The organism is Enterococcus sp. DIV0213h, from assembly GCF_051711285.1.
GTDB classification, from domain to species: Bacteria; Bacillota; Bacilli; order Lactobacillales; family Enterococcaceae; genus Enterococcus_D; species Enterococcus_D casseliflavus.
The window spans coordinates 2,162,208-2,180,207 of the sequence record NZ_JBIOMH010000001.1; the positions used below are offsets into that span (position 1 = coordinate 2,162,208).

At 42.0% G+C, this 18,000-nt stretch carries 20 protein-coding genes; 6 read left to right on the forward strand and 14 right to left on the reverse strand.

From position 1 onward, the window contains the following. Positions 1-110: 110 nt before the first annotated feature. The 3 genes from IGI77_RS10010 to spxB all read left to right on the forward strand — a co-directional run bounded on the left by IGI77_RS10010 (position 111) and on the right by spxB (position 3,330). Positions 111-596 carry a MerR family transcriptional regulator gene (locus tag IGI77_RS10010; protein WP_005230125.1) on the forward strand — a complete coding sequence of 162 codons (486 nt, stop codon included), beginning with the start codon at positions 111-113 and terminating at the stop codon, positions 594-596. Between the two features lie 180 nt (positions 597-776). Next, on the forward strand, positions 777-1,469 hold the full coding sequence (locus IGI77_RS10015) for an N-acetylmannosamine-6-phosphate 2-epimerase (protein WP_015509858.1): 693 nt from the start codon (positions 777-779) through the stop codon (positions 1,467-1,469). Between the two features lie 127 nt (positions 1,470-1,596). Next, on the forward strand, positions 1,597-3,330 hold the full coding sequence (spxB, locus tag IGI77_RS10020) for a pyruvate oxidase (protein ID WP_074535253.1): 1,734 nt from the start codon (positions 1,597-1,599) through the stop codon (positions 3,328-3,330). A 78-nt stretch (positions 3,331-3,408) separates the two neighbouring features. On the opposite strand, the gene IGI77_RS10025 is transcribed toward spxB, so the two are convergent. After that, complete coding sequence (locus IGI77_RS10025; protein WP_005236316.1) at positions 3,409-3,537, reverse strand: hypothetical protein; 129 nt, start codon at positions 3,535-3,537, stop codon at positions 3,409-3,411. Between the two features lie 408 nt (positions 3,538-3,945). Between IGI77_RS10025 and IGI77_RS10030 the strand changes: the two genes are divergently transcribed. Both IGI77_RS10030 and IGI77_RS10035 read left to right on the forward strand, forming a co-directional pair. Continuing rightward, entirely contained in the window at positions 3,946-4,491 is a 546-nt protein-coding gene (locus IGI77_RS10030; RefSeq protein WP_438769958.1) for an NfeD family protein, read from the forward strand. 25 nt (positions 4,492-4,516) lie between these two features. Next, a complete protein-coding gene (locus IGI77_RS10035) occupies positions 4,517-5,971 on the forward strand; it encodes a flotillin family protein (RefSeq protein WP_005230116.1) in 1,455 nt (484 codons plus the stop codon). 78 nt (positions 5,972-6,049) lie between these two features. Here the strand turns inward: IGI77_RS10035 and IGI77_RS10040 are convergent, their stop codons facing one another. The 3 genes from IGI77_RS10040 to IGI77_RS10050 form a co-directional block, all read right to left on the reverse strand. Beyond that, on the reverse strand, positions 6,050-6,619 hold the full coding sequence (locus IGI77_RS10040; RefSeq protein ID WP_074535251.1) for a sugar O-acetyltransferase: 570 nt from the start codon (positions 6,617-6,619) through the stop codon (positions 6,050-6,052). A gap of 22 nt (positions 6,620-6,641) precedes the next feature. Then, entirely contained in the window at positions 6,642-7,154 is a 513-nt protein-coding gene (locus tag IGI77_RS10045; protein ID WP_438769959.1) for a cyclophilin-like fold protein, read from the reverse strand. Positions 7,155-7,276: 122 nt separating this feature from the next. Beyond that, positions 7,277-8,248, reverse strand: coding sequence for an alpha/beta hydrolase (locus IGI77_RS10050; protein ID WP_438770529.1), 972 nt, complete (start codon positions 8,246-8,248; stop codon positions 7,277-7,279). A gap of 337 nt (positions 8,249-8,585) precedes the next feature. Here IGI77_RS10050 and IGI77_RS10055 point away from each other — a divergent pair, with 337 nt between their 5' ends. After that, positions 8,586-9,470, forward strand: a complete 885-nt coding sequence (locus IGI77_RS10055) for a LysR family transcriptional regulator (protein WP_438769960.1) — start codon at positions 8,586-8,588, stop codon at positions 9,468-9,470. A gap of 88 nt (positions 9,471-9,558) precedes the next feature. On the opposite strand, the gene IGI77_RS10060 is transcribed toward IGI77_RS10055, so the two are convergent. The 10 genes from IGI77_RS10060 to IGI77_RS10105 all read right to left on the reverse strand — a co-directional run bounded on the left by IGI77_RS10060 (position 9,559) and on the right by IGI77_RS10105 (position 17,988). Further along, positions 9,559-9,972: a VOC family protein gene (locus IGI77_RS10060; RefSeq protein ID WP_034858575.1), complete on the reverse strand. Its 414-nt coding sequence runs from the start codon at positions 9,970-9,972 to the stop codon at positions 9,559-9,561. Between the two features lie 316 nt (positions 9,973-10,288). Further along, entirely contained in the window at positions 10,289-10,747 is a 459-nt protein-coding gene (locus IGI77_RS10065) for a DUF3788 family protein (RefSeq protein ID WP_074932624.1), read from the reverse strand. A 48-nt stretch (positions 10,748-10,795) separates the two neighbouring features. Beyond that, on the reverse strand, positions 10,796-11,260 hold the full coding sequence (locus IGI77_RS10070; protein ID WP_123833712.1) for a hypothetical protein: 465 nt from the start codon (positions 11,258-11,260) through the stop codon (positions 10,796-10,798). A gap of 59 nt (positions 11,261-11,319) precedes the next feature. Further along, positions 11,320-11,622, reverse strand: coding sequence for an antibiotic biosynthesis monooxygenase family protein (locus IGI77_RS10075; protein WP_115232437.1), 303 nt, complete (start codon positions 11,620-11,622; stop codon positions 11,320-11,322). A gap of 165 nt (positions 11,623-11,787) precedes the next feature. Then, the gene (locus tag IGI77_RS10080) at positions 11,788-12,162 is read right to left on the reverse strand and encodes a hypothetical protein (RefSeq protein WP_005230091.1); all 375 of its coding nucleotides are present in this window, start codon (positions 12,160-12,162) and stop codon (positions 11,788-11,790) included. A 270-nt stretch (positions 12,163-12,432) separates the two neighbouring features. Continuing rightward, positions 12,433-13,416 (reverse strand): serine hydrolase domain-containing protein, encoded by a 984-nt coding sequence (locus IGI77_RS10085; RefSeq protein WP_074932626.1) that lies wholly within the window; start codon positions 13,414-13,416, stop codon positions 12,433-12,435. A gap of 141 nt (positions 13,417-13,557) precedes the next feature. Beyond that, positions 13,558-14,109 carry a CDP-alcohol phosphatidyltransferase family protein gene (locus IGI77_RS10090; RefSeq protein WP_438769961.1) on the reverse strand — a complete coding sequence of 184 codons (552 nt, stop codon included), beginning with the start codon at positions 14,107-14,109 and terminating at the stop codon, positions 13,558-13,560. A gap of 128 nt (positions 14,110-14,237) precedes the next feature. Next, the gene (locus IGI77_RS10095; RefSeq protein WP_438769963.1) at positions 14,238-14,930 is read right to left on the reverse strand and encodes a M23 family metallopeptidase; all 693 of its coding nucleotides are present in this window, start codon (positions 14,928-14,930) and stop codon (positions 14,238-14,240) included. A gap of 322 nt (positions 14,931-15,252) precedes the next feature. Further along, complete coding sequence (locus tag IGI77_RS10100) at positions 15,253-17,226, reverse strand: ABC transporter permease (protein WP_142973275.1); 1,974 nt, start codon at positions 17,224-17,226, stop codon at positions 15,253-15,255. Positions 17,227-17,229: 3 nt separating this feature from the next. Next, positions 17,230-17,988 carry an ABC transporter ATP-binding protein gene (locus IGI77_RS10105; RefSeq protein ID WP_010749611.1) on the reverse strand — a complete coding sequence of 253 codons (759 nt, stop codon included), beginning with the start codon at positions 17,986-17,988 and terminating at the stop codon, positions 17,230-17,232. Positions 17,989-18,000 lie beyond the last annotated feature (12 nt).

Sequence of the window (18,000 nt, forward strand, 5' to 3'; positions counted from 1 at the left end):
CATAAAACCTTCTTTACTTTAAATCTTTCCCTGAAATTTGTCAACCTACTTGACATAAAAGTAAAACAAGTTACAATATTAACAAATACCTTTACAAGAATGGAGTCCGTATGTCTCATCTTTTTCGAAAACTCGTTGATAATGAAAACTTGTTGGTCGGCATCAGCGAACTTAGCCAAATGTGTGATATCTCCCCTCGCCAATTGCGTTATTGGGAACAAAAAGGATTTATTCAATCGGTCCCACAAGAAGAAAATGCCCCACGAAAATACCGACTGCCCACGGTCGTCAAAGTGGAAATGATCAAAACGTTTTTAGATGAAGGCTTTACGTTGGCCAAGGCTGTTGAAAAAGCGGACAAAAAAATCAAAACCGCCCATCATATTCGCAAAGTGTTTTCTGGGGTTTTACAAAATTTAGAAGTCATCAATGAACGCTTTACGATCATCAGTCTGGGACCAGTAGATGACGAAGGAAAAATCCTCCATATCATTCACGATGAAGAAACAGAACGATTGCAATACGAAGTGCTGCCTGCTAATCAAACGATCGATTTTGAAAAGTTCAAGCAATGCACGTCAAAACAAGCAGAATAAAAAATCTGCCTAGCCTATTCGTTACGTGCAGCAAGTATCCATGACAATGATGCTTGCTGCACGTTTTTTGAATGTCTTGCCTTTGATTCAAAGAGGTGTTGATTCATTTACAAGCAAAAAACCTCATGATATAGTCGAAGGGAGAAACGAACCTTTAGTAGAATGGGAAGTGTCATATAAATGGAAAAAGAAGTCTTTACCCAACAAATCAAGGGCGGGTTGATTGTTTCTTGTCAAGCATTGCCTGGAGAACCCTTGTATACCGAAAACGGCGGTGTCATGCCCCTATTGGCAAAAGCAGCTCAAGAAGCTGGAGCTGTTGGCATCCGTGCCAATTCCGTTCGCGATATTCGCGAAATCCAAGCCGCTGTTGATCTGCCGATCATCGGAATCATCAAAAAAGACTATCCACCTGAAGAACCATTTATCACAGCGACCATCAAAGAGGTGCACGAATTAGCAGCTTTACAGATTGCGGTGATCGCTTTGGACTGCACCTTGCGCAAACGTCACGATGGCTTGACGGTCAATGCCTTTATCAAACAAATCAAAACTCTTTATCCCCATCAACTACTCATGGCAGATATCGCCACCTATGAGGAAGGCATCAATGCCTTTGAAGCGGGCGTCGATTTTGTTGGTACAACTTTGTCCGGCTATACGGCGAATAGTCCCACCATTGACGAACCAGATTATCAATTGATCCAGCAATTGGTTGCGGCAAAGGTTCCAGTGATAGCCGAAGGCAAGATCCACACCCCGAAACAAGCAAAGAAAATCCAAGATATGGGTGTGACGGGTATCGTGGTTGGTGGTGCCATCACCCGACCAAAAGAGATCGCCAGCCGATTCGTGCAAGAGCTGCGCAACTGAGTCGTTCATTTCCTAAAATAAGTCTTTCACTGCGCCTTGTGACAGAAGGCGCATTCTTTGTTGTCTTTTTGAGAAACGTTTATACTTAAAAGAGAACGAATGACAACAGAGAAAGCGAGTGAAGAAAATGACAAAAATCAATGCTGGTATAGCAATGATCAAGGTTTTTGAAGCTTGGGGCATCGACCATATCTATGGAATCCCCGGTGGCTCTTTCAACTCAACGATGGATGCTTTGTACCATGAACGGCAATCGGTCAAGTATATTCAAGTACGTCATGAAGAAGCAGGTGCGCTGGCAGCAGCGGCTGATGCCAAGCTAACGGGAAAAGTCGGTGCGGTTTTTGGTTCTGCTGGTCCGGGTGCCACCCATTTGATCAATGGCTTATATGATGCTCAAATGGATAACGTGCCCGTCGTTGCCTTGTTAGGACAAGTAGCTTCGAGCTCGATGAACTACAATGATTTTCAAGAAATGAATGAAAATCCGATGTTCGCTGATGTCAGTATCTACAATCGCACGGTCATGTCCCCTGAAAGTTTGCCCCACGTGGTGGACGAAGCCATTAAAGCAGCCTACAAATTTAAAGGAGTCGCTGTGGTAACGATCCCGGTCGATTACGGGTTTGCAGAAATCGACAAACAGGAGATTGCAACCGCAAAAAATCATAAGACAGGTGTTCTCCAGCCTGATGAAGAGGATTTACAGGCTGCCCTTCCTTATTTTGAACAAGCAAAAAAACCCGTCCTTTATATCGGACAAGGTCTCTTTGGTCATTTTGATGCCATCGATGCTTTTTCTAAGCATTTCTCGATGCCTATCGCATCTTCTGTCTTAGCCAAAGGCATCGTGCCTGATCTTTATGAAAACTTTCTTGGATTTGCTGGACGGGTGGCGACAAAACCTGCCAATGAAGCTTTGGCAGAAGCCGATCTCATCGTTTTTGTCGGCAGTGACTTCCCTTTTGGCCGCCGCTTTTTCAATCCTGGTGCCAACTTTGTCCAAGTTGATATCGACGCCTCGAAATTTGGTCGTCGTCATCAGACGGATGTCTCCGTTTTAGGAGATGGTGCGACCGCTCTTAGAAAATGGACAGAGATGGCAGCCCCTCGTCCTGCAGATGCTTGGTTAAAAGCCAATCAAGAAAACTGTCGCAATTGGCATGAATGGCGCCATCGTTTTTACCATGATTCGCAAGTTCCTTTGCGTCCTGAACCTGTCTATCGAGAAATCAACCGGATTGCAGCTCCTGATGCCCTGTTTGTCACGGATGTCGGTAATGTGACGATTCACAGTATCCGTCATTTAGAAATGACGGGTGAACAGCGTTTCACAACGTCTGGCTGGTTTGCGACAATGGGCAATGGTGTACCTGGTGGGATCGCAGCTCAATTGAGCTATCCGAATCGCCAAGTATTTACCTTTAGTGGGGATGGCGGTTTTGCGATGCAAATGCAAGACATCATCACCCAAGTGAAATATGATTTGCCAATCATCAACGTGGTCTTTTCCAATGACTCATTCGGCTTCATCGAAGCGGAGCAAGAAGATACCGAGCAAACCAAGTTCGGTGTCCAATTAGCCGGTGCTGATTTTGGTAAAGTTGGGGAAGCATTGGGTGCGAAAGGCTTCACGGTAACGAAGGAAGAAGAATTAGCATCCGTCTTTACACAAGCTAAAGAAAGCCACGGACCTGTGGTGATCGATGTCAAGATCGCTAACGAACGCCCTCTTCCTGTCGAAGAACTGAAACTTGATCCGAACCGCTTCAGCGCTGAAGAAATCGCAGCTTTTAAAGCAAAATACCAAGTCCATGATCTGCCAGCTTTGAGTGAGTTGTACGTGGATTCTCAAGAGTAAATAAAAAAGAGAGAAAGACAGAAATCCTGTCCTTCTCTCTTTTTTTCATCAACCATTTCATGTTTCTAATGCATCGCCTTACTTATTATAAATTTTCGGGCCTTTACGCATGTTTTTTCGATCATTTTTTGGGGATTCCATTTTTTTTGAACGGCCGCCGCCTTGTTTTTTCTTGATTAGCTCTAACATTTTTTCTTTTTGATCCATCGATTCCACCTCTATTTCTTAGCAATACTGTCGGTTGAAAAGAAGTGTTCCTGACTTCTTTTATGTTTGCGAACAACTACCTTCGATCTATGGTAATAGAAAATAAAAGCTGCCTCTTACGATTCAAATCATCTGCAGCTAATTTTGCCTTTTTCTAGTACCCTGATTTAATCTACTTGGATTTTCCTGGTTTGTCAATGGCTGATGAAAAAAAGCTGATTTTTGATTGGCTCTTTCAAAAAAATAAACCTCCCTTTGTTGTACTATTTGTTCAATTTTACTATTTTATTTAAGTTTTTTTATTATTTATTGGTATAATTATAACAGAACACCTATTCCGTTCTTTTCCTTCCCTCGTTCTTCTTTCGATTGTTTCTTAGCTTTCATTGTTCTTACAAATCACTCTATTTGAAAGGAGGTGGATACGTGCTGCACACTTACGCACCTGATCAGATTTATTTGTATGTATTGATTGGCTGTGCCATTTTAGCCTTTTTGCTGCTTCTGTTTGGCGATATCTTCGATTTTGATGGTCCAATTGATCCGATGTTGATCATCCCCTGGTTTGCCTTTACGAGTCTTTTCGGTTACTTAGGGGAAACTATTTTCCCAGGTTATTCGATGGTGCTTTTCATTGGTAGCGCTTGTCTTTCTACAGGGCTCGTTTTTCTCTTGAATTTTTACGTGCTGATTCCCATGAGGAATGCTGAAGCGACGCTTTCGAGTTCCGAGAAAGACTTTGAAGGTCGAATCGCAACGGTGCTGACGCCGATTCCTTGTGAAGGAATGGGTGAAATTCAACTCACAAGTGTCACTGGTTCAAGTAATCGTCCAGCCTCGGCTTTTCAACCAATCGATGAATCATTAGCAGCAGGATCAAAAGTGTTGATTATTGAAGTCAAAGAGCGTATTTGCTACGTCGTTCCCTATACAGAAAAATTTTTGGACAACTAAAATAAATCACTAAAGAGGTGCATCTATGGATATTTTCTTATCACCAATTGTCTTTCCGATCGCAATCGTAGCGTTCATTTTACTGATGCTTTTGATCATCTTTGTCACGAAATATCAAACAGCCAAGCCCGATGAAGCGTTGATTATCAGCGGAAGTTACCTTGGCAACAAAAATGTTCATGCGGATGAGAGCAATAACAAAATCAAAATCGTGCGTGGTGGCGGAGCCTTTGTTTTGCCAGTGTTCCAACGATCAAACCGAATCAGCTTACTTTCCAGCAAGCTGGATGTTTCAACACCAGAAGTGTATACGGAACAAGGAGTTCCCGTTATGTGTGATGGAACTTCCATTATCAAGATCGGCTCATCCGTAGAAGAAATCGCAACGGCAGCGGAACAGTTTCTAGGAAAAACCCGTGAAGAATTAGAAAATGAGGCACGAGAAGTCTTGGAAGGTCACCTGCGTTCGATCCTTGGTTCGATGACCGTCGAAGAAATCTATCAAAATCGCGACAAATTCAGCCAAAGCGTGCAAGAAGTGGCCTCTGTCGATCTAGCGAAAATGGGCTTGATCATTGTCTCCTTTACGATCAAAGAAGTACGAGACAAAAATGGCTATTTAGATTCTCTTGGAAAACCTAGAATCGCTCAAGTCAAACGGGATGCTGAAATTGCGGAAGCCGAAGCGCTGAAAGAAACCCGCATCAAAAAAGCCCAATCGGAACAAGAATCGCAAACAGCGGAATCAAAACGCATGACCGAAATCGCTGAAGCATTGAAGGAAAAAGAATTGAAGTTGGCGCTTTATAAGAAAGAACAAGACATCGCCAAAGCCGATGCCGATCAAGCCTATCATCTGCAAAGTGCCATCATGAAACAAAAAGTTCGAGAACAAGAGATTGAAGTTGAAGTCGTTGAACGACAAAAACAAATCGAATTGGAAGAAAAAGAAATCTTGCGTCGTGAACGCCAATTTGATTCTGAGATCAAGAAAAAAGCCGATGCCGATCGTTATGCGCTTGAACAAGAAGCATTAGCGAAAAAAGCGTCTGCGTTAGCAACCACTGAAGCTGAGCAGTTTCGAACAGAGTCGTTGGCAAAAGCTGAAGCCGATAAAATTCGTCTGATTGGTTTGGCAGAAGCCGAGACGACCTTGGCGAAAGGAACGGCGGAAGCTGAAACGAAGGAAAAAATCGCCGAAGCCTTCAAGAAATATGATGAAGCAGCGATCCTTAGCATGATCGTTGAGATCATGCCGCAATTAGTCAAAGAGGCTGCCGCCCCATTAGGCAATATCGATAAAATTTCGGTCGTTGATACAGGATCAGGTGAAGGCGGCGGTGCCAATCGTGTCACCAATTACGCCACCAATCTCTTATCGACCACACAAGAAACTTTGAAAGAAACCCTCGGTCTGGATGTGAAATCGTTGATCGAAAACTTCGCCGGTTCCAATACGAGCGAGCCGCCTCAAGAATAAGAAAACCGCTGTTCGTCTTCATCGCTTCAAAAGCGACAAGGCGAACAGCAGTTTTTTTCTTACTCATTGCTATTGTGCTTACTCAGTGACCTCTTTGACATAGTTTGCAGGTACACCAGCCACGATCGTGCGCTCAGCGACATCTTTGGTCACCACTGCCCCAGCAGCAATGATTGCATGGTCACCGACGGTCACACCAGCAACGATCGTTGCATTTGAGCCAATCCAGACATTCTTCCCAATCGTAATGGGTGCTGGATAAAGCGTACTACGATCTTCAGGGTGAAGGCCATGATTCAAGGTAGCTAGAACAACGTTATGCCCAATTAGGGTACCATCACCGATCGTGATCCCTCCTTGGTCTTGAAAATGACAACCGGCGTTAAGAAACACCCCTTTACCAATTTGGATGTTTTTGCCATAATCTGTATAAAAAGGCGGAAAAAGCGAAAATGTCGGTTCAACTGCTTTCCCAGTCAATTGGGCAAAAAGTTCTTGTAATTCATGAGGTTCATGATAAACCGTATTGATTTTCATGGTCAATTTTCTCGCCTCAGCACTCAAAGCCACCATTTGTTTTGAAGCTTGCGAACCGGCAAGTAAGGGTTCACCACTTGCCATAAGTTTGTTTAATTGATCGATCGTCATTTGTTTTTCTCCTAATCATTCGTTACTCACGAGTATTTTCTAGCGAAAAGACAACCTCCACGTCCTCTTCCCCCATTGCTTCTCTTAAGCCTGCTGGATCTTCAATAACGCCGATACGACTATAGCCACCATAAGAATTGGTAAAGGTCTGATAAAACAGCACCAACGTATGACTATTCCAGCTCATGATTTCTCCTGCGTGAATGATCTCCGGCCGTTCTGTAGTCATTTCTGGCAAATTCTCAGAAAAACGATAATATTTCTCGTTGTTGTTCAAGTCACTCATTGTCAACGTGAAGGGCATTTGATTCATTAGGTATTCAGACGCCTCATTTTCATAAAACTTTGCTATAAAATCCTGTTGACCAACCGTAATGACGACAGCTGTTGCTGATTCAATCGTCGGTTGATCATGATCCTGACTTGCCTCAGAGGAAGTTTCGCTGGCAGACAGCGCATGCCTCTCCTCTGTTCCACTTGTCCCACAGGCACTTAGTAGGAACAGCAAGACAGCAGGGATGAGTTTTATCAGCATGGCTTCGCTCCTTTCTGCTGATGATTCGATGTAGCGGCGGGCAACGGAATGCTTATTTTCTAAAATACGACTGCTCAGCAGAAGATATGGGACTGAACAGTCGTGCAGCTGGTTGTTGCTGTTTAATTCAAATGCTCTTGGAAGAATTCGGTCATTTGGTCAAAAGGAATCACCTCTGTTTGGTCGTATAGATCAACATGCGAAGCATTAGGAATGACTGTCAGCTCTTTGTTATCACCTTGCAATTGCTCAAAAGCGTCTTGACTGAAGTAAAGTGAGTGGGCTTCTTCTCCATGAAGCAATAAAACGGCGCTTTGGATCTCATCAATGTAAGACAAAAGTGGCATATTTAAGAATGACAGCGAAGACGTGACATTCCAACCATCATTAGAGTTCAAGGAACGTTCGTGGTAGCCTCGGTCTGTTTTGTAATAATCAAAATAATCCTGAATAAAGACCGGCGCATCTTCTGGCAGTGTATCTGGTACCCCACCTGCTCGTTCGTAGCTGCCATTGGCAAAATCAACTGTACGTTGGGCGTTCAGCTGCTGGCGCAATTCATGGCGTCCTTCAGCCCCCATTTCATCAAAATACCCTTGAGCATTGACTCGCGACATGTCATACATGGTGGCAGAAACAGTCGCTTTCACACGGGTATCGATGGCTGCGGCATTCAAAGCTAGACCACCCCAGCCACAAATCCCGATCAAACCGATTCTTTCTTCATCTACGTTTTCTTGGACAGATAGAAAATCGACGGCTGCTTGAAAATCTTCTGTATTAATGTCTGGGGAAGCCACATAGCGTGGTTCGCCACCGCTTTCACCTGTATAGGACGGATCAAAAGCGATCGTAACAAAACCACGCTCTGCCATCGTTTGCGCATATAGACCAGATGTCTGCTCTTTGACTGCTCCAAAAGGTCCGCTAACAGCGATTGCTGGAAGTGGTCCTTGCGCATCAATTGGTTCATAAAGATCCGCAACTAAAGTGATCCCGTAACGATTCTGGAAAGTCACTTTTCGGTGATTCACCGTGTCACTTTCTGGGAAAACTTTATCCCATTCATCTGTCAATGAAACATTTTCTGTCATCGTTTCTCCTCCTGAGCTGGCTTGCGGCTCTTCATTCGTCTCCTCATTATTGCTGCTACAAGCACTTAAAACCAGCGGTGCCAGCACAACTAAAGACACAAGGGCCTTCTTTTGCCAGTTTTTCATTTCATTCGCCTTCTTTCTCGGTCAACTATCCTGTACCTTAGGGCGATTCTCCAATTTTTCTCAAATGATCAAGGTCTGGATGATCGTTTTTTCTTGATCGCTTGAGCTATTTTTGGATAAACCTATTGTACTTGCCGCATCTTTCTATGTAAAATACTAATATCAAATACCCAACTATTCATATATAGCATAGAAAAAGGAGTATAGACCTATGGAATTAAAAAGTTTAACCACCTTTCTAACAGTTGCAGAAAAAGAAACGATTTCAGCTGCCGCAAAACATCTGCATCTCTCGCAACCATCCCTGTCACGACAGTTAATGGAGTTAGAAAAAGAATTAGGTGTCACGCTGTTCACCAGAGGCAATCGCAAAATTACGCTGACGGAAGATGGCCTCTTGTTTCGTAAGCGGGCGGAAGAAATTGTAGAATTGTTAGAAAAGACCCGTTCTGAATTTTTGTCGCCTCGAGATACGATTGCGGGCAACGTGTCGATCGGTGCTGGAGAAACCTACGTGATCCAGATGTTGGGAAAAATCATCAAGGAGATTCAAGTTGAGTACCCTAACGTCAAATTTCATTTATTTAGCGGCAATGCTGACGAGGTCAAAGAACGGTTGGACAAAGGATTGTTGGATTTTGGCGTCGTGATCAGCCCCGTCGACGTCAAAAAATACCATTCCTTGCGCTTACCTGCCAGAGACACCTGGGGCGTCTTGATGCGAAAAGACAGTCCCCTTGCTAGTAACGAAGTCATCACACCAAAGGATCTCTGGGAGGTTCCCTTGATTACTTCACGACAAAGTCTGGTCAGCAGTGAGCTTTCTAAATGGTTGAAAAAAGACATGAACAAATTGACTGTCGTTGCCACGTATAATCTCGTGTACAATGCGTCAAAGTTGGTTGAAGAAGGCGTCGGCTATGCATTGACCCTCGACAAATTAATCAACTTCACCCCTGACAGTCCTTTATGCTTTAGAAAATTGAGTCCCACTCTTGAATCAGATCTTGCAGTCATTTGGAAGAACACCCAAGTTTTTTCAAAAGCCTCTGGACTTTTCTTGGAGCGGATGAAGGAACGCTTTATAGAGGAATGATTTCAAATAAAAAAAGATTTATCTCAAAACAATTATGAGATAAATCTTTCTTTACGTTTTTTTCTGATTCTTTTTGAATGTGAACTCTTTAGACACCGCCATCCTCCAAGCTTAGCAAATTTCCTTCTGGATCGCGGAAATAGGCAATATGAAAAGCTTGGTCCCCTTCCCCCAAAACGGTTTTACTCACTTCAAACACTACACCAGCATTGTTCATTCTCGTATAATCTTCTTCAAAATCCGTGGTGTGAAACGTTGCCGAAAGCGTATCAGATGAAATCCGATTATCCGAAATCGGATAGCCCTCCATTTGATCGATCACGGCATCCACTTGGAACATACCAAAAAAAGGCGCCTCCTCTTTCTTCGATGCAAAGCTTGTATAAGGACCTGACTCATCGCCATAAGTTGGTACCAAACCAACTTTTTCCGTATAAAAATGATAACACTTCTGATAGTCTCCTTTGACTTGAACGCAAGCTGTGATTCGTTGAATAGTCATTTGTCTTTTCTCCTTTTCCAATGTGTCTTCCATCAATTCAAAAGTAATTAAAGCATATTTTACCCATAATAGCATATTTAGCGAGTAAAATTTATTTCATTGTGAATTTTATCCGATAATCTAATCAAAATTAGCGTTGGTTTTCCCAAGAGTTACTTATATTAAAACCCAATCAGAGGAAAGGCGATAAACTTAGAGTCTTCTGATTGACTTTTACTTTTCTTAACCTAAAAAATGGGTAAACTATAACAAAGATTCCTTTTTGATAGATGTAATAAAATCAGACTATCCAAGTTAAATAAATCATACTCTTACTTTATTTACTTTTTTTGAACACGATCAATTCGGTGATATCTTCAAAGAGTGATGGATTAGCGACATCAAAAATCACAGAAAAAAACTTCATTTTCGTGCCATTAGTTGGCGCCTTAAGAATGGTTTCCTTTGTCTCATCGCTGACTGGTAAAGACAATAACTGTGTTCGGACTTTCTCGCTAAAGTGAAAGGAGACTTTGAAGAAGTCCTCCCACATCGAGAGCCAAAAAATTGGTTTCACTTTATTCGTTCCACGAGTCGTTGTCCATTTGTATTCGCCTTTTGATAACCACGCTTTTCCATCTTGGTAATAGCGCCAATCCATAAGAGAGATGCCCTCGTTTTCAAGGGTTTCGATAAAACGTTGATAAATGACATATCCTTCACCCAGAGATTCTGCAATCAGCTGCTCTGTTGGTTTCACGTTTTTGTCTCGAAACAATTGCTTTTTGCCTTCCATCCTTCCACTCAACTCCTTTGCGCTTCGTTTTTTAAGGTTTTCGCTACGTTACAATTTGATTTTGTTGATATCATCTGTGATGACCCAATCATCCATATTTTTTTCACGATTGTACTGAAATGGTGTTATTTCTTCTAATTCAGCGATTTCATAGACCGCTAGATACTTTTTCCCTGCCCATCGATCGACTTGTTTTTTCGATAAATTCAACTCTTTTTCATAGCGTTTTACAAAATCTATGGATTCTTCTTTCGTCATCTTTTCAGATTCAATCACGTTGGCAATGATGCCCCGATGAGTGATGGTCAAATCGCCGCCGGTCTCCACAAAATAAACAAGATCGTTGATTTTGGCTCTTCCTCCTAAAGGTGATTTTCTGCCCGCTGCCCCCCGAATGATCATTGTTTTGTCACCGTGAATCAGTTTCTCAAGCTCTTTGGCTTCCTTATTTAAATAGACCAAATGTTCTGCCCGACCGGCTTTTCCTTGATACCATTCTGCTGTCTTTGTCATAAGAAGTTCCTCTTTTCATATGAATTGTCTTTTGCGCTGTTCATTCCATTCTGGCTAAGTTATTGGAACGTTTTTTCAATCGTGTATAGGTGAGAGCTGCAACTGTTTAGATTGATGAATGAATAAAACTTTTGTGCAAAGGCATTAGGCGTGCCGCATCGAGCAAATGTTTCCGCATCTTCTTTCGTTTCGAACTTGGTGATGTCCGCCCAAGTTTCTCCATCTACTAATAATTCAAAAGAAAGGTATCCTCTTTGTTTGGAAATGTATTCTCGGTTTAATTGTTCAACGACACGAACAAATTCCGCTGTTGAAACGCCTTTTTTTAATTTGTACGAATTATGAAAAGCAACCTGTGCCATCGGGGCTTCCTCCTTTTAGATTCCTTCAAGAAATAGAGTGTTTAAAAAAAATACCAGTCCTCCATTCAAACGTTCAAATGACTTTTTTAACATCCGTTGTATTTCTACCCTGTCCTTTCTTAACAGTTGCAACAAAAAGTCCGTTCAGAAGGAGAGCATTTGGTACTAAAGCGAGCACTCAAGAACTTCCCCCAATAGTTTGTCGTGGGGAACGATCAAACATTTCTCCATTGCTTTCCAGTAACTTTCATACAACTTTTTTTGAGCTTTGCCATAATTTTCTTCGCTATCAAACTCCCAATAGTGAGCATATTTCACACATTTTATGACTCTCGTCAATGGATCTGGGAGGCGACCTTCCTTGATGGTCCTCATTTCTTTGATGTAATGGGTTCGTTTCATTAATCGAAAGAACAAAGCCCCCTCCATGGCCTTCATTGCCTCTGTTGCTTCCTGCATGACTGCTTCAAAGGTCTCAACACTACTGGGTTTCACTTGATAGATACTGATTTCTGAAAACACCCCGACCGCTCCTTTCACTTGTGATTTTCTTCTCAATTATAGTATACCAAGTTTACGTCGTTGATAGTTTGGTCATTTTATTCATTTCTCATTTATCTTCCGTTTATTATTGATTTAGCCTCCTACCTGCGGGATCAAATTGCTAAATTATAATTTCATAAAAAGGCTAGCAGCCGAGCTTTATCAGTAGGTCACCTGCCTGCCATAGTCACAAAAGGGATCATTAAGCTTTCGTCTACAAAAAAAGCAATCAACTTTTGACAGCAGACTGCTTTTTCTTAACGCTCATTAGTGCAAAAGGAACGGTTTTAGCTCTGTCTCGATAAAGTCGATGCGATCAAAGACAGTTGGCTTAAAATACGCCGTAATGGCGATAACAGTCTCTGATTCGGGATCAATATAAAGGACATTTCCACTATTGCCGATGGCGGCATAGGTGCTTTTCTCAGCATCCAAGATCCACCATAAATACCCATAACTCATATTTTGAAATTTCTCTATGTTTGTCTCTAGCGGATTGACCATTTCAGTGAGCCATTGTGAAGAAATCACTTGTTGTCCTTGATGGATGCCTTGGTTCAAGCATAGCTCACCGATTTTGGCTAAATCTTTTGCTGAAAGACAAAGCCCGTAACCTGCAGTGCCAATATTTAAAGGATCGCAAAACCAAACCGGTTTTTTTGGTGCCTTGCTCATCGTAAAGTGCTTATGCTCTTGTGCCGTTTCCGCATAATAATTGGTCAGTTCGGCTACACCAAGAGGTCGAAATAAATAATGGTTCGCATAATCAACGGTCGTCATTCCAGAAGCTTTCGCTAACAAACCAGTGAGGATCTGCAGACAAACGGTTTGATAATTGAATTCATTTGTCACTCCTTTTCTTCCTCCCAATAAATCAAGCGAGGCGCTGGTCCAGTCGTCACTCGAACAAACCTTTGTCCATGGATCACCTTTGCATTTATACGGGGCTCGCATCGTTAATAGGTGTTTGATCGTAATATCCTGAATCGTTTTTTCGCCCCGTTTTACTTGATAGTCTGGAAAATAATCGAGTACTTTGTCATTAACACTTCGGATGACACCTTGATCGATCGCTATCCCAACTAGTAGAGAAACGATACTTTTCGTAGCGGACATAAGGTGGCAAGTATCCTCTGGCTTATACTCATGCCATTCATCCGAGTAAACTTCCTTTCCATTTTGGTAGGCAGCAATTTGGCAAATATTAGGCTGGTTTTTACTGATACATGCATGCAGTTCTTGTCTATTCATTTGTGAAGCCTCCCTTCAAAGATAAGCATAATACCATTAAAAATTGTTTTCAATGTTATTTTTAAAATTGTTTTTGAAGGGTCTTTTAAAAGTCTATTAGCGATGAATACGCAAAAAAAGGCCCTCAATGATAGAGGCGCCTTACTTAAAAATTTCGAATATCGATTTTTGATTTCTATCCAGATTTTTTGAGAGGATCGTTATCAGCAATTCTTCTAATGCGGAAACAGTGGCGATGGTCCCCAAAATCAAGACAACAATTTTTGCAGGACTCACCACGAGCAGCAATGGGAAACTACCTAAAAGAAAACCGACTGCTTTGTTGAGCCATGTATGCAGACTACTAAAAGACCGATATTTTACATAGCCAATCAGATAACTGACAAAACGAATCATAGCAATCACTAGTAGCCAGACCCAAAGCGTATGTGCCGCCAACAACTGTGGTAGAAAAGAAAGAAAAACTGCGAGAAAAAAGCTTACATCTGCGAAACTGTCTAGTAAGGCACCCACCTCACTCGTAAGATTCATCCTTCTTGCAAGCAGCCCATCGACGAGGTCGCTTACAAAACAATAGGAATAGAGCAGCCAAAACCAGCCAGACATTGGCTGAAGGAATAGTAAAAGTGGTGCGAGAATCAGTCGAGATGTGGTAAGGATATTGGGTAAATGATTCATTTGTTCTCCTTGCATTTCATTTTCTTCACAAATTTTGAAAGCCTAAGATTATTTCACGTACTTAAAAGTAGTCCAAAGACTTTTAAACGTTCTTTCAGTTGAGCATCCTGCAAGCCCTGATGCGAATGTTTCAAAACTGGTCCTTAGTATTCCTTTAACAATCGTATCCGATCGGTACTTCCTGGTATCCGATTCTGCACCTTTGTCCATCCCCCTGCTTGGTACACTTCATATTCTTCAAAGCGGCAAGGAAGACCTTTTGCATGGCCGATATCACTTGTGTCCATCACTTGAAAATGCAGATGAGGCGAAGTCGAATTTCCCGAATGGCCAACGTTTCCGATCACCATCCCTTTGGTGATATTTTGTCCTACGGAAACAGTGACAGATCTTTTTTGCAGATGAACAAATGCCATATAAACGCCCTCAGAAGCTTTTATCACAATGTAGTTGCCAGCTATTTGTTGATAATCATCTTTTTGTTCATTAAAAAACAAACCATTTTTTACAGCGATCGAAAAATCTCTGATCCAGTGAACGATTTTCCGTTCCCGATAGCCATCTCTTGCAACAATGACTTCGCCATCACAAGGCGCATAGATTTTTTCGCCCCAACAATAACAGCTCTCCAGCGGAACCCCTAAGAAGAAATAGCGCAGAAAGCTTCGATTATGAAAAGCTTTGGTTTTCCCCTCAAAATTAACTTGTAAAAAATCAAAGGCATAACGCAACCCCATTCGATCGGTACCATGGCTAGGAATCTTCTCGGCTGGTGTAGTCGGCGCAAGCCATTCACCTCTTAAGGGGAATCCAATGGTTATCGGCTGCTCTTTCATAGGGCTTTCTCCTTTTTGGATCACATGATCTCTTTTATTTTGAAATGACTATCAATCGCGCGGCACTCTATACCCGTGCTTTACTCCTTTTCACTATAGGTCACCTAAGGATTTTTTTCAACTCTAAAAAGTGGGCTAACGGGCGTGCCTATCAAAAAAACACCTCAATCATGTAGTGATTCCAAACTGTTAGACCAAAAATTCTAACTTTTGAGCGTCGCTTCATGGATGAGGTGTTCTTACATTTTATTTTTTTGTAGCTCTTGGCGGTGACGGCTAATCCATCTAGCTATCGTCTGACAAAATAGCATTTGTCCCCCCGCTACTGTTTGCGCTCCACCAATCGATAGTAGACTCTTGCGGTGATGAAATACACCAGCAGATAAATCATTGTAAACAACAGGACAGAAATAATCGTTACCGTAATCAATAAGTTACGATCCGTCAGACCAAAAAGAATCAGTAATTTTCGAATCATTGGTAAAGCAAACGCCAAATGGATGATCGCTGCCACCAAAGGAAATGAGAAGATCATCAAAACTTGCTGCTGGATCACTTGCTTGACTTCCTTATGGCTTAACCCAACTTTTTGCAAGATCTCGAAACGTTCTTTGTCCTCCATCCCTTCGGAAACTTGTTTATAATAAATGATCAATGCAGCAGCTAAAATAAAGATCACACCAAAAATCAAACCTAAGAAGAAAAAGCCGCCGGTAAAGGTTTTTGTCTCAACTTCAAAAAGATCTTTTGATTCAACGCTCGCCTGAGCATCTGCTGCCAGAAGTTCGCTGCGAATCTCTTTTGCGATGGCTTCGCGATCGCTTGTTTCTGCTGCTTGAAAATTAAAGACTGTTGTTGTCACTGGTTGCTGGTAAAGTTGAAACTCTTCGTTTTGATACCAAGCGCTTAGCTTTTCGGCAAGCCACTGATCATCCACCACGAGAACAAGATGCTGAACGGGGTTTTCTGTTTTCGTGAATGTTGGCAGTTCTTTCAATTCCCGCAAGCGAAATTGACGATCATCGATCGTCGTCTTTTCTGGTAAAGCTTGATGCGTCCAGGTGGCGGGAAAAACGAATAGTTCGTCGTCAGCGGGTCCTGTTTTCCCAGTGATTTCATGGTATTCAGAACTGGTAAGAAAAATAAGATACACGGCTTTATCTAAACTACCGCTATTTTCTTCAAAAGTGGTTGAGGGAACAAAATTTGGTTCCTCAAAGGTAAAAAGCAACGGTCTTGTTGTAGTGACTTGCTGGCGCTCTTTGATCGTTAGCTTCTCTTCAAGTCCATTAATTGCTGTGTTGATTTGCTGGGAATCAGCCGCTGACTCAATTTGAACATCGTAAGGAAAACGGGTTTCGATCACATTCTTTTGTCCAAAATAAAGACTGGCGGTCGTAGCAACGGTCACTAACACCATCGTTGATAAAATACAAATACTTGCTAAACCAGCCGCATTTTGCTTCATCCGATACAACATGGTAGAGACATTGATAAAATGGGTCGTTTGATAATAATAGGTCGTTCGTTTTCTTAAAAACTGCAATGCTTTGATACTGCCCGCAATAAACAACAAATAGGTAGCCAAGATTACGAGGACGACGGCGACAAAGAACAGGCCTAATGCACTGATAGGAGATTTGATCGTCACAGAGATCGTATAGCCTGCCACTAAACAAAGGACACCTAATAGTGCCAAAATACCTTTTGCTCGTGGTTCTTTTTCATTACGCTTGCTTCCCTGCAGTAGTTGAAGTGGATTGGTTTTGCGGACTTGCAGTATGTCAAATAAAAATAAACAACCAAAGACGAACATAAAATACAGGATCACCAAGCCAATACTCTCAAATGATAGTTTAAAGACAAAGAACTCGCCTACGGCTAAGATTTTCTTCAGTATCAAAAATCCTAATCGTGCAAACAATAAGCCACTGATCAATCCGGCGGCAAGGCTAATGAGAAAACTGTAAAAGAGTTCCCAAAAGACCACGAAGGCTATCTCACGTTTTCCTAGTCCTAAAACATTGTAGAGACCAAATTCTTTTTTTCGCTGTTTGATCAAAAAGTTATTGGTGTAAAAGGAAAAGATCGCCGCAAAAATCATGAGGATGATATTTCCTAAACGAAACATGAAGATGGCGCTTTGACTACTAGGAAGTTCCTTCATTCCTGGATTGTTCACGATGATTTGCGTCATCATCAAAACAGCCACCAAGAAACTCATAGATAATAAAAAGGGTGTGTAAGCTTTGGCATTTTTACGCAAATTGGAGAAGGCGATTTTTTGAAAGAACATTGGTTACTCCTCCTTTGCAAAGACAGCAGTCATTGTTTCGGCTATTGCTTCTAGAAAAGCGGTATTGCTGCGATCCCCTCGATACAGCTGGTGAAACACATACCCGTCTTTGATAAACAAGACGCGTTGTGCGCGACTGGCTGCGATCGAACTGTGAGTGACCATCACGATCGTCTGTCCATTTTGATTGATCTGTTGAAATAATGTCAGTAATTGATCAGAGGTTTTCGAATCCAGCGCTCCGGTTGGCTCATCTGCTAATAGCAGTTCCGGTTTTGTGATGATTGCTCGTGCGACAGCAACTCGTTGTTTTTGTCCGCCAGACAATTCATACGGATAGTGCTGCAATAAATCGGCGATCCCTAAAGTTTGTACGATAGGTTGAAGCTGCTTTTCCATTTGTTTGACGGAAACTTTTGATAAAACTAATGGCAATAAAATATTGTCTTTTACCGAAAAGGTGTCCAATAAATTAAAGTCTTGAAAAACAAAGCCTAAGTGATCCCGTCGAAAACTCGCTGCGTCTTTTTCTTTGATCGTGGTCAGATCGATGCCATTCAGCTGCATTTCACCCGCTGTTGGTTGGTCTAACGTCGCCATCAAGTTCAGCAACGTACTCTTTCCCGAGCCTGATTCCCCCATGATAGCGACATATTCCCCTTCTTCTACCATAAAGGTAATATTTTTCAACGCTTCAACGGGTTGTCCGTTCAGCTGGCTTTGATAGATTTTTTTTACTTGTTGAATGTTTAAAAGTGTCATCTTGTTCCCTCC

Bases quoted from the DNA above. Each gene is read 5' to 3' on its own strand.
- IGI77_RS10105 (WP_010749611.1), bottom strand. From the start codon at position 17,988: ATGACACTTTTAAACATTCAACAAGTAAAAAAAATCTATCAAAGCCAG.
- IGI77_RS10010 (WP_005230125.1), top strand. From the start codon at position 111: ATGTCTCATCTTTTTCGAAAACTCGTTGATAATGAAAACTTGTTGGTC.
- IGI77_RS10040 (WP_074535251.1), bottom strand. From the start codon at position 6,619: ATGACGATCGATCAATTAAACAAACTTATGGCAAGTGGTGAACCCTTA.
- IGI77_RS10100 (WP_142973275.1), bottom strand. From the start codon at position 17,226: ATGTTCTTTCAAAAAATCGCCTTCTCCAATTTGCGTAAAAATGCCAAA.
- IGI77_RS10095 (WP_438769963.1), bottom strand. From the start codon at position 14,930: ATGAAAGAGCAGCCGATAACCATTGGATTCCCCTTAAGAGGTGAATGG.
- IGI77_RS10090 (WP_438769961.1), bottom strand. From the start codon at position 14,109: ATGCAAGGAGAACAAATGAATCATTTACCCAATATCCTTACCACATCT.
- IGI77_RS10070 (WP_123833712.1), bottom strand. From the start codon at position 11,260: ATGACAAAGACAGCAGAATGGTATCAAGGAAAAGCCGGTCGGGCAGAA.
- IGI77_RS10055 (WP_438769960.1), top strand. From the start codon at position 8,586: ATGGAATTAAAAAGTTTAACCACCTTTCTAACAGTTGCAGAAAAAGAA.
- spxB (WP_074535253.1), top strand. From the start codon at position 1,597: ATGACAAAAATCAATGCTGGTATAGCAATGATCAAGGTTTTTGAAGCT.
- IGI77_RS10060 (WP_034858575.1), bottom strand. From the start codon at position 9,972: ATGACTATTCAACGAATCACAGCTTGCGTTCAAGTCAAAGGAGACTAT.
- IGI77_RS10035 (WP_005230116.1), top strand. From the start codon at position 4,517: ATGGATATTTTCTTATCACCAATTGTCTTTCCGATCGCAATCGTAGCG.
- IGI77_RS10075 (WP_115232437.1), bottom strand. From the start codon at position 11,622: ATGGCACAGGTTGCTTTTCATAATTCGTACAAATTAAAAAAAGGCGTT.
- IGI77_RS10050 (WP_438770529.1), bottom strand. From the start codon at position 8,248: ATGACAGAAAATGTTTCATTGACAGATGAATGGGATAAAGTTTTCCCA.
- IGI77_RS10025 (WP_005236316.1), bottom strand. From the start codon at position 3,537: ATGGATCAAAAAGAAAAAATGTTAGAGCTAATCAAGAAAAAACAAGGC.
- IGI77_RS10085 (WP_074932626.1), bottom strand. From the start codon at position 13,416: ATGAATAGACAAGAACTGCATGCATGTATCAGTAAAAACCAGCCTAAT.
- IGI77_RS10045 (WP_438769959.1), bottom strand. From the start codon at position 7,154: ATGCTGATAAAACTCATCCCTGCTGTCTTGCTGTTCCTACTAAGTGCC.
- IGI77_RS10015 (WP_015509858.1), top strand. From the start codon at position 777: ATGGAAAAAGAAGTCTTTACCCAACAAATCAAGGGCGGGTTGATTGTT.
- IGI77_RS10065 (WP_074932624.1), bottom strand. From the start codon at position 10,747: ATGGAAGGCAAAAAGCAATTGTTTCGAGACAAAAACGTGAAACCAACA.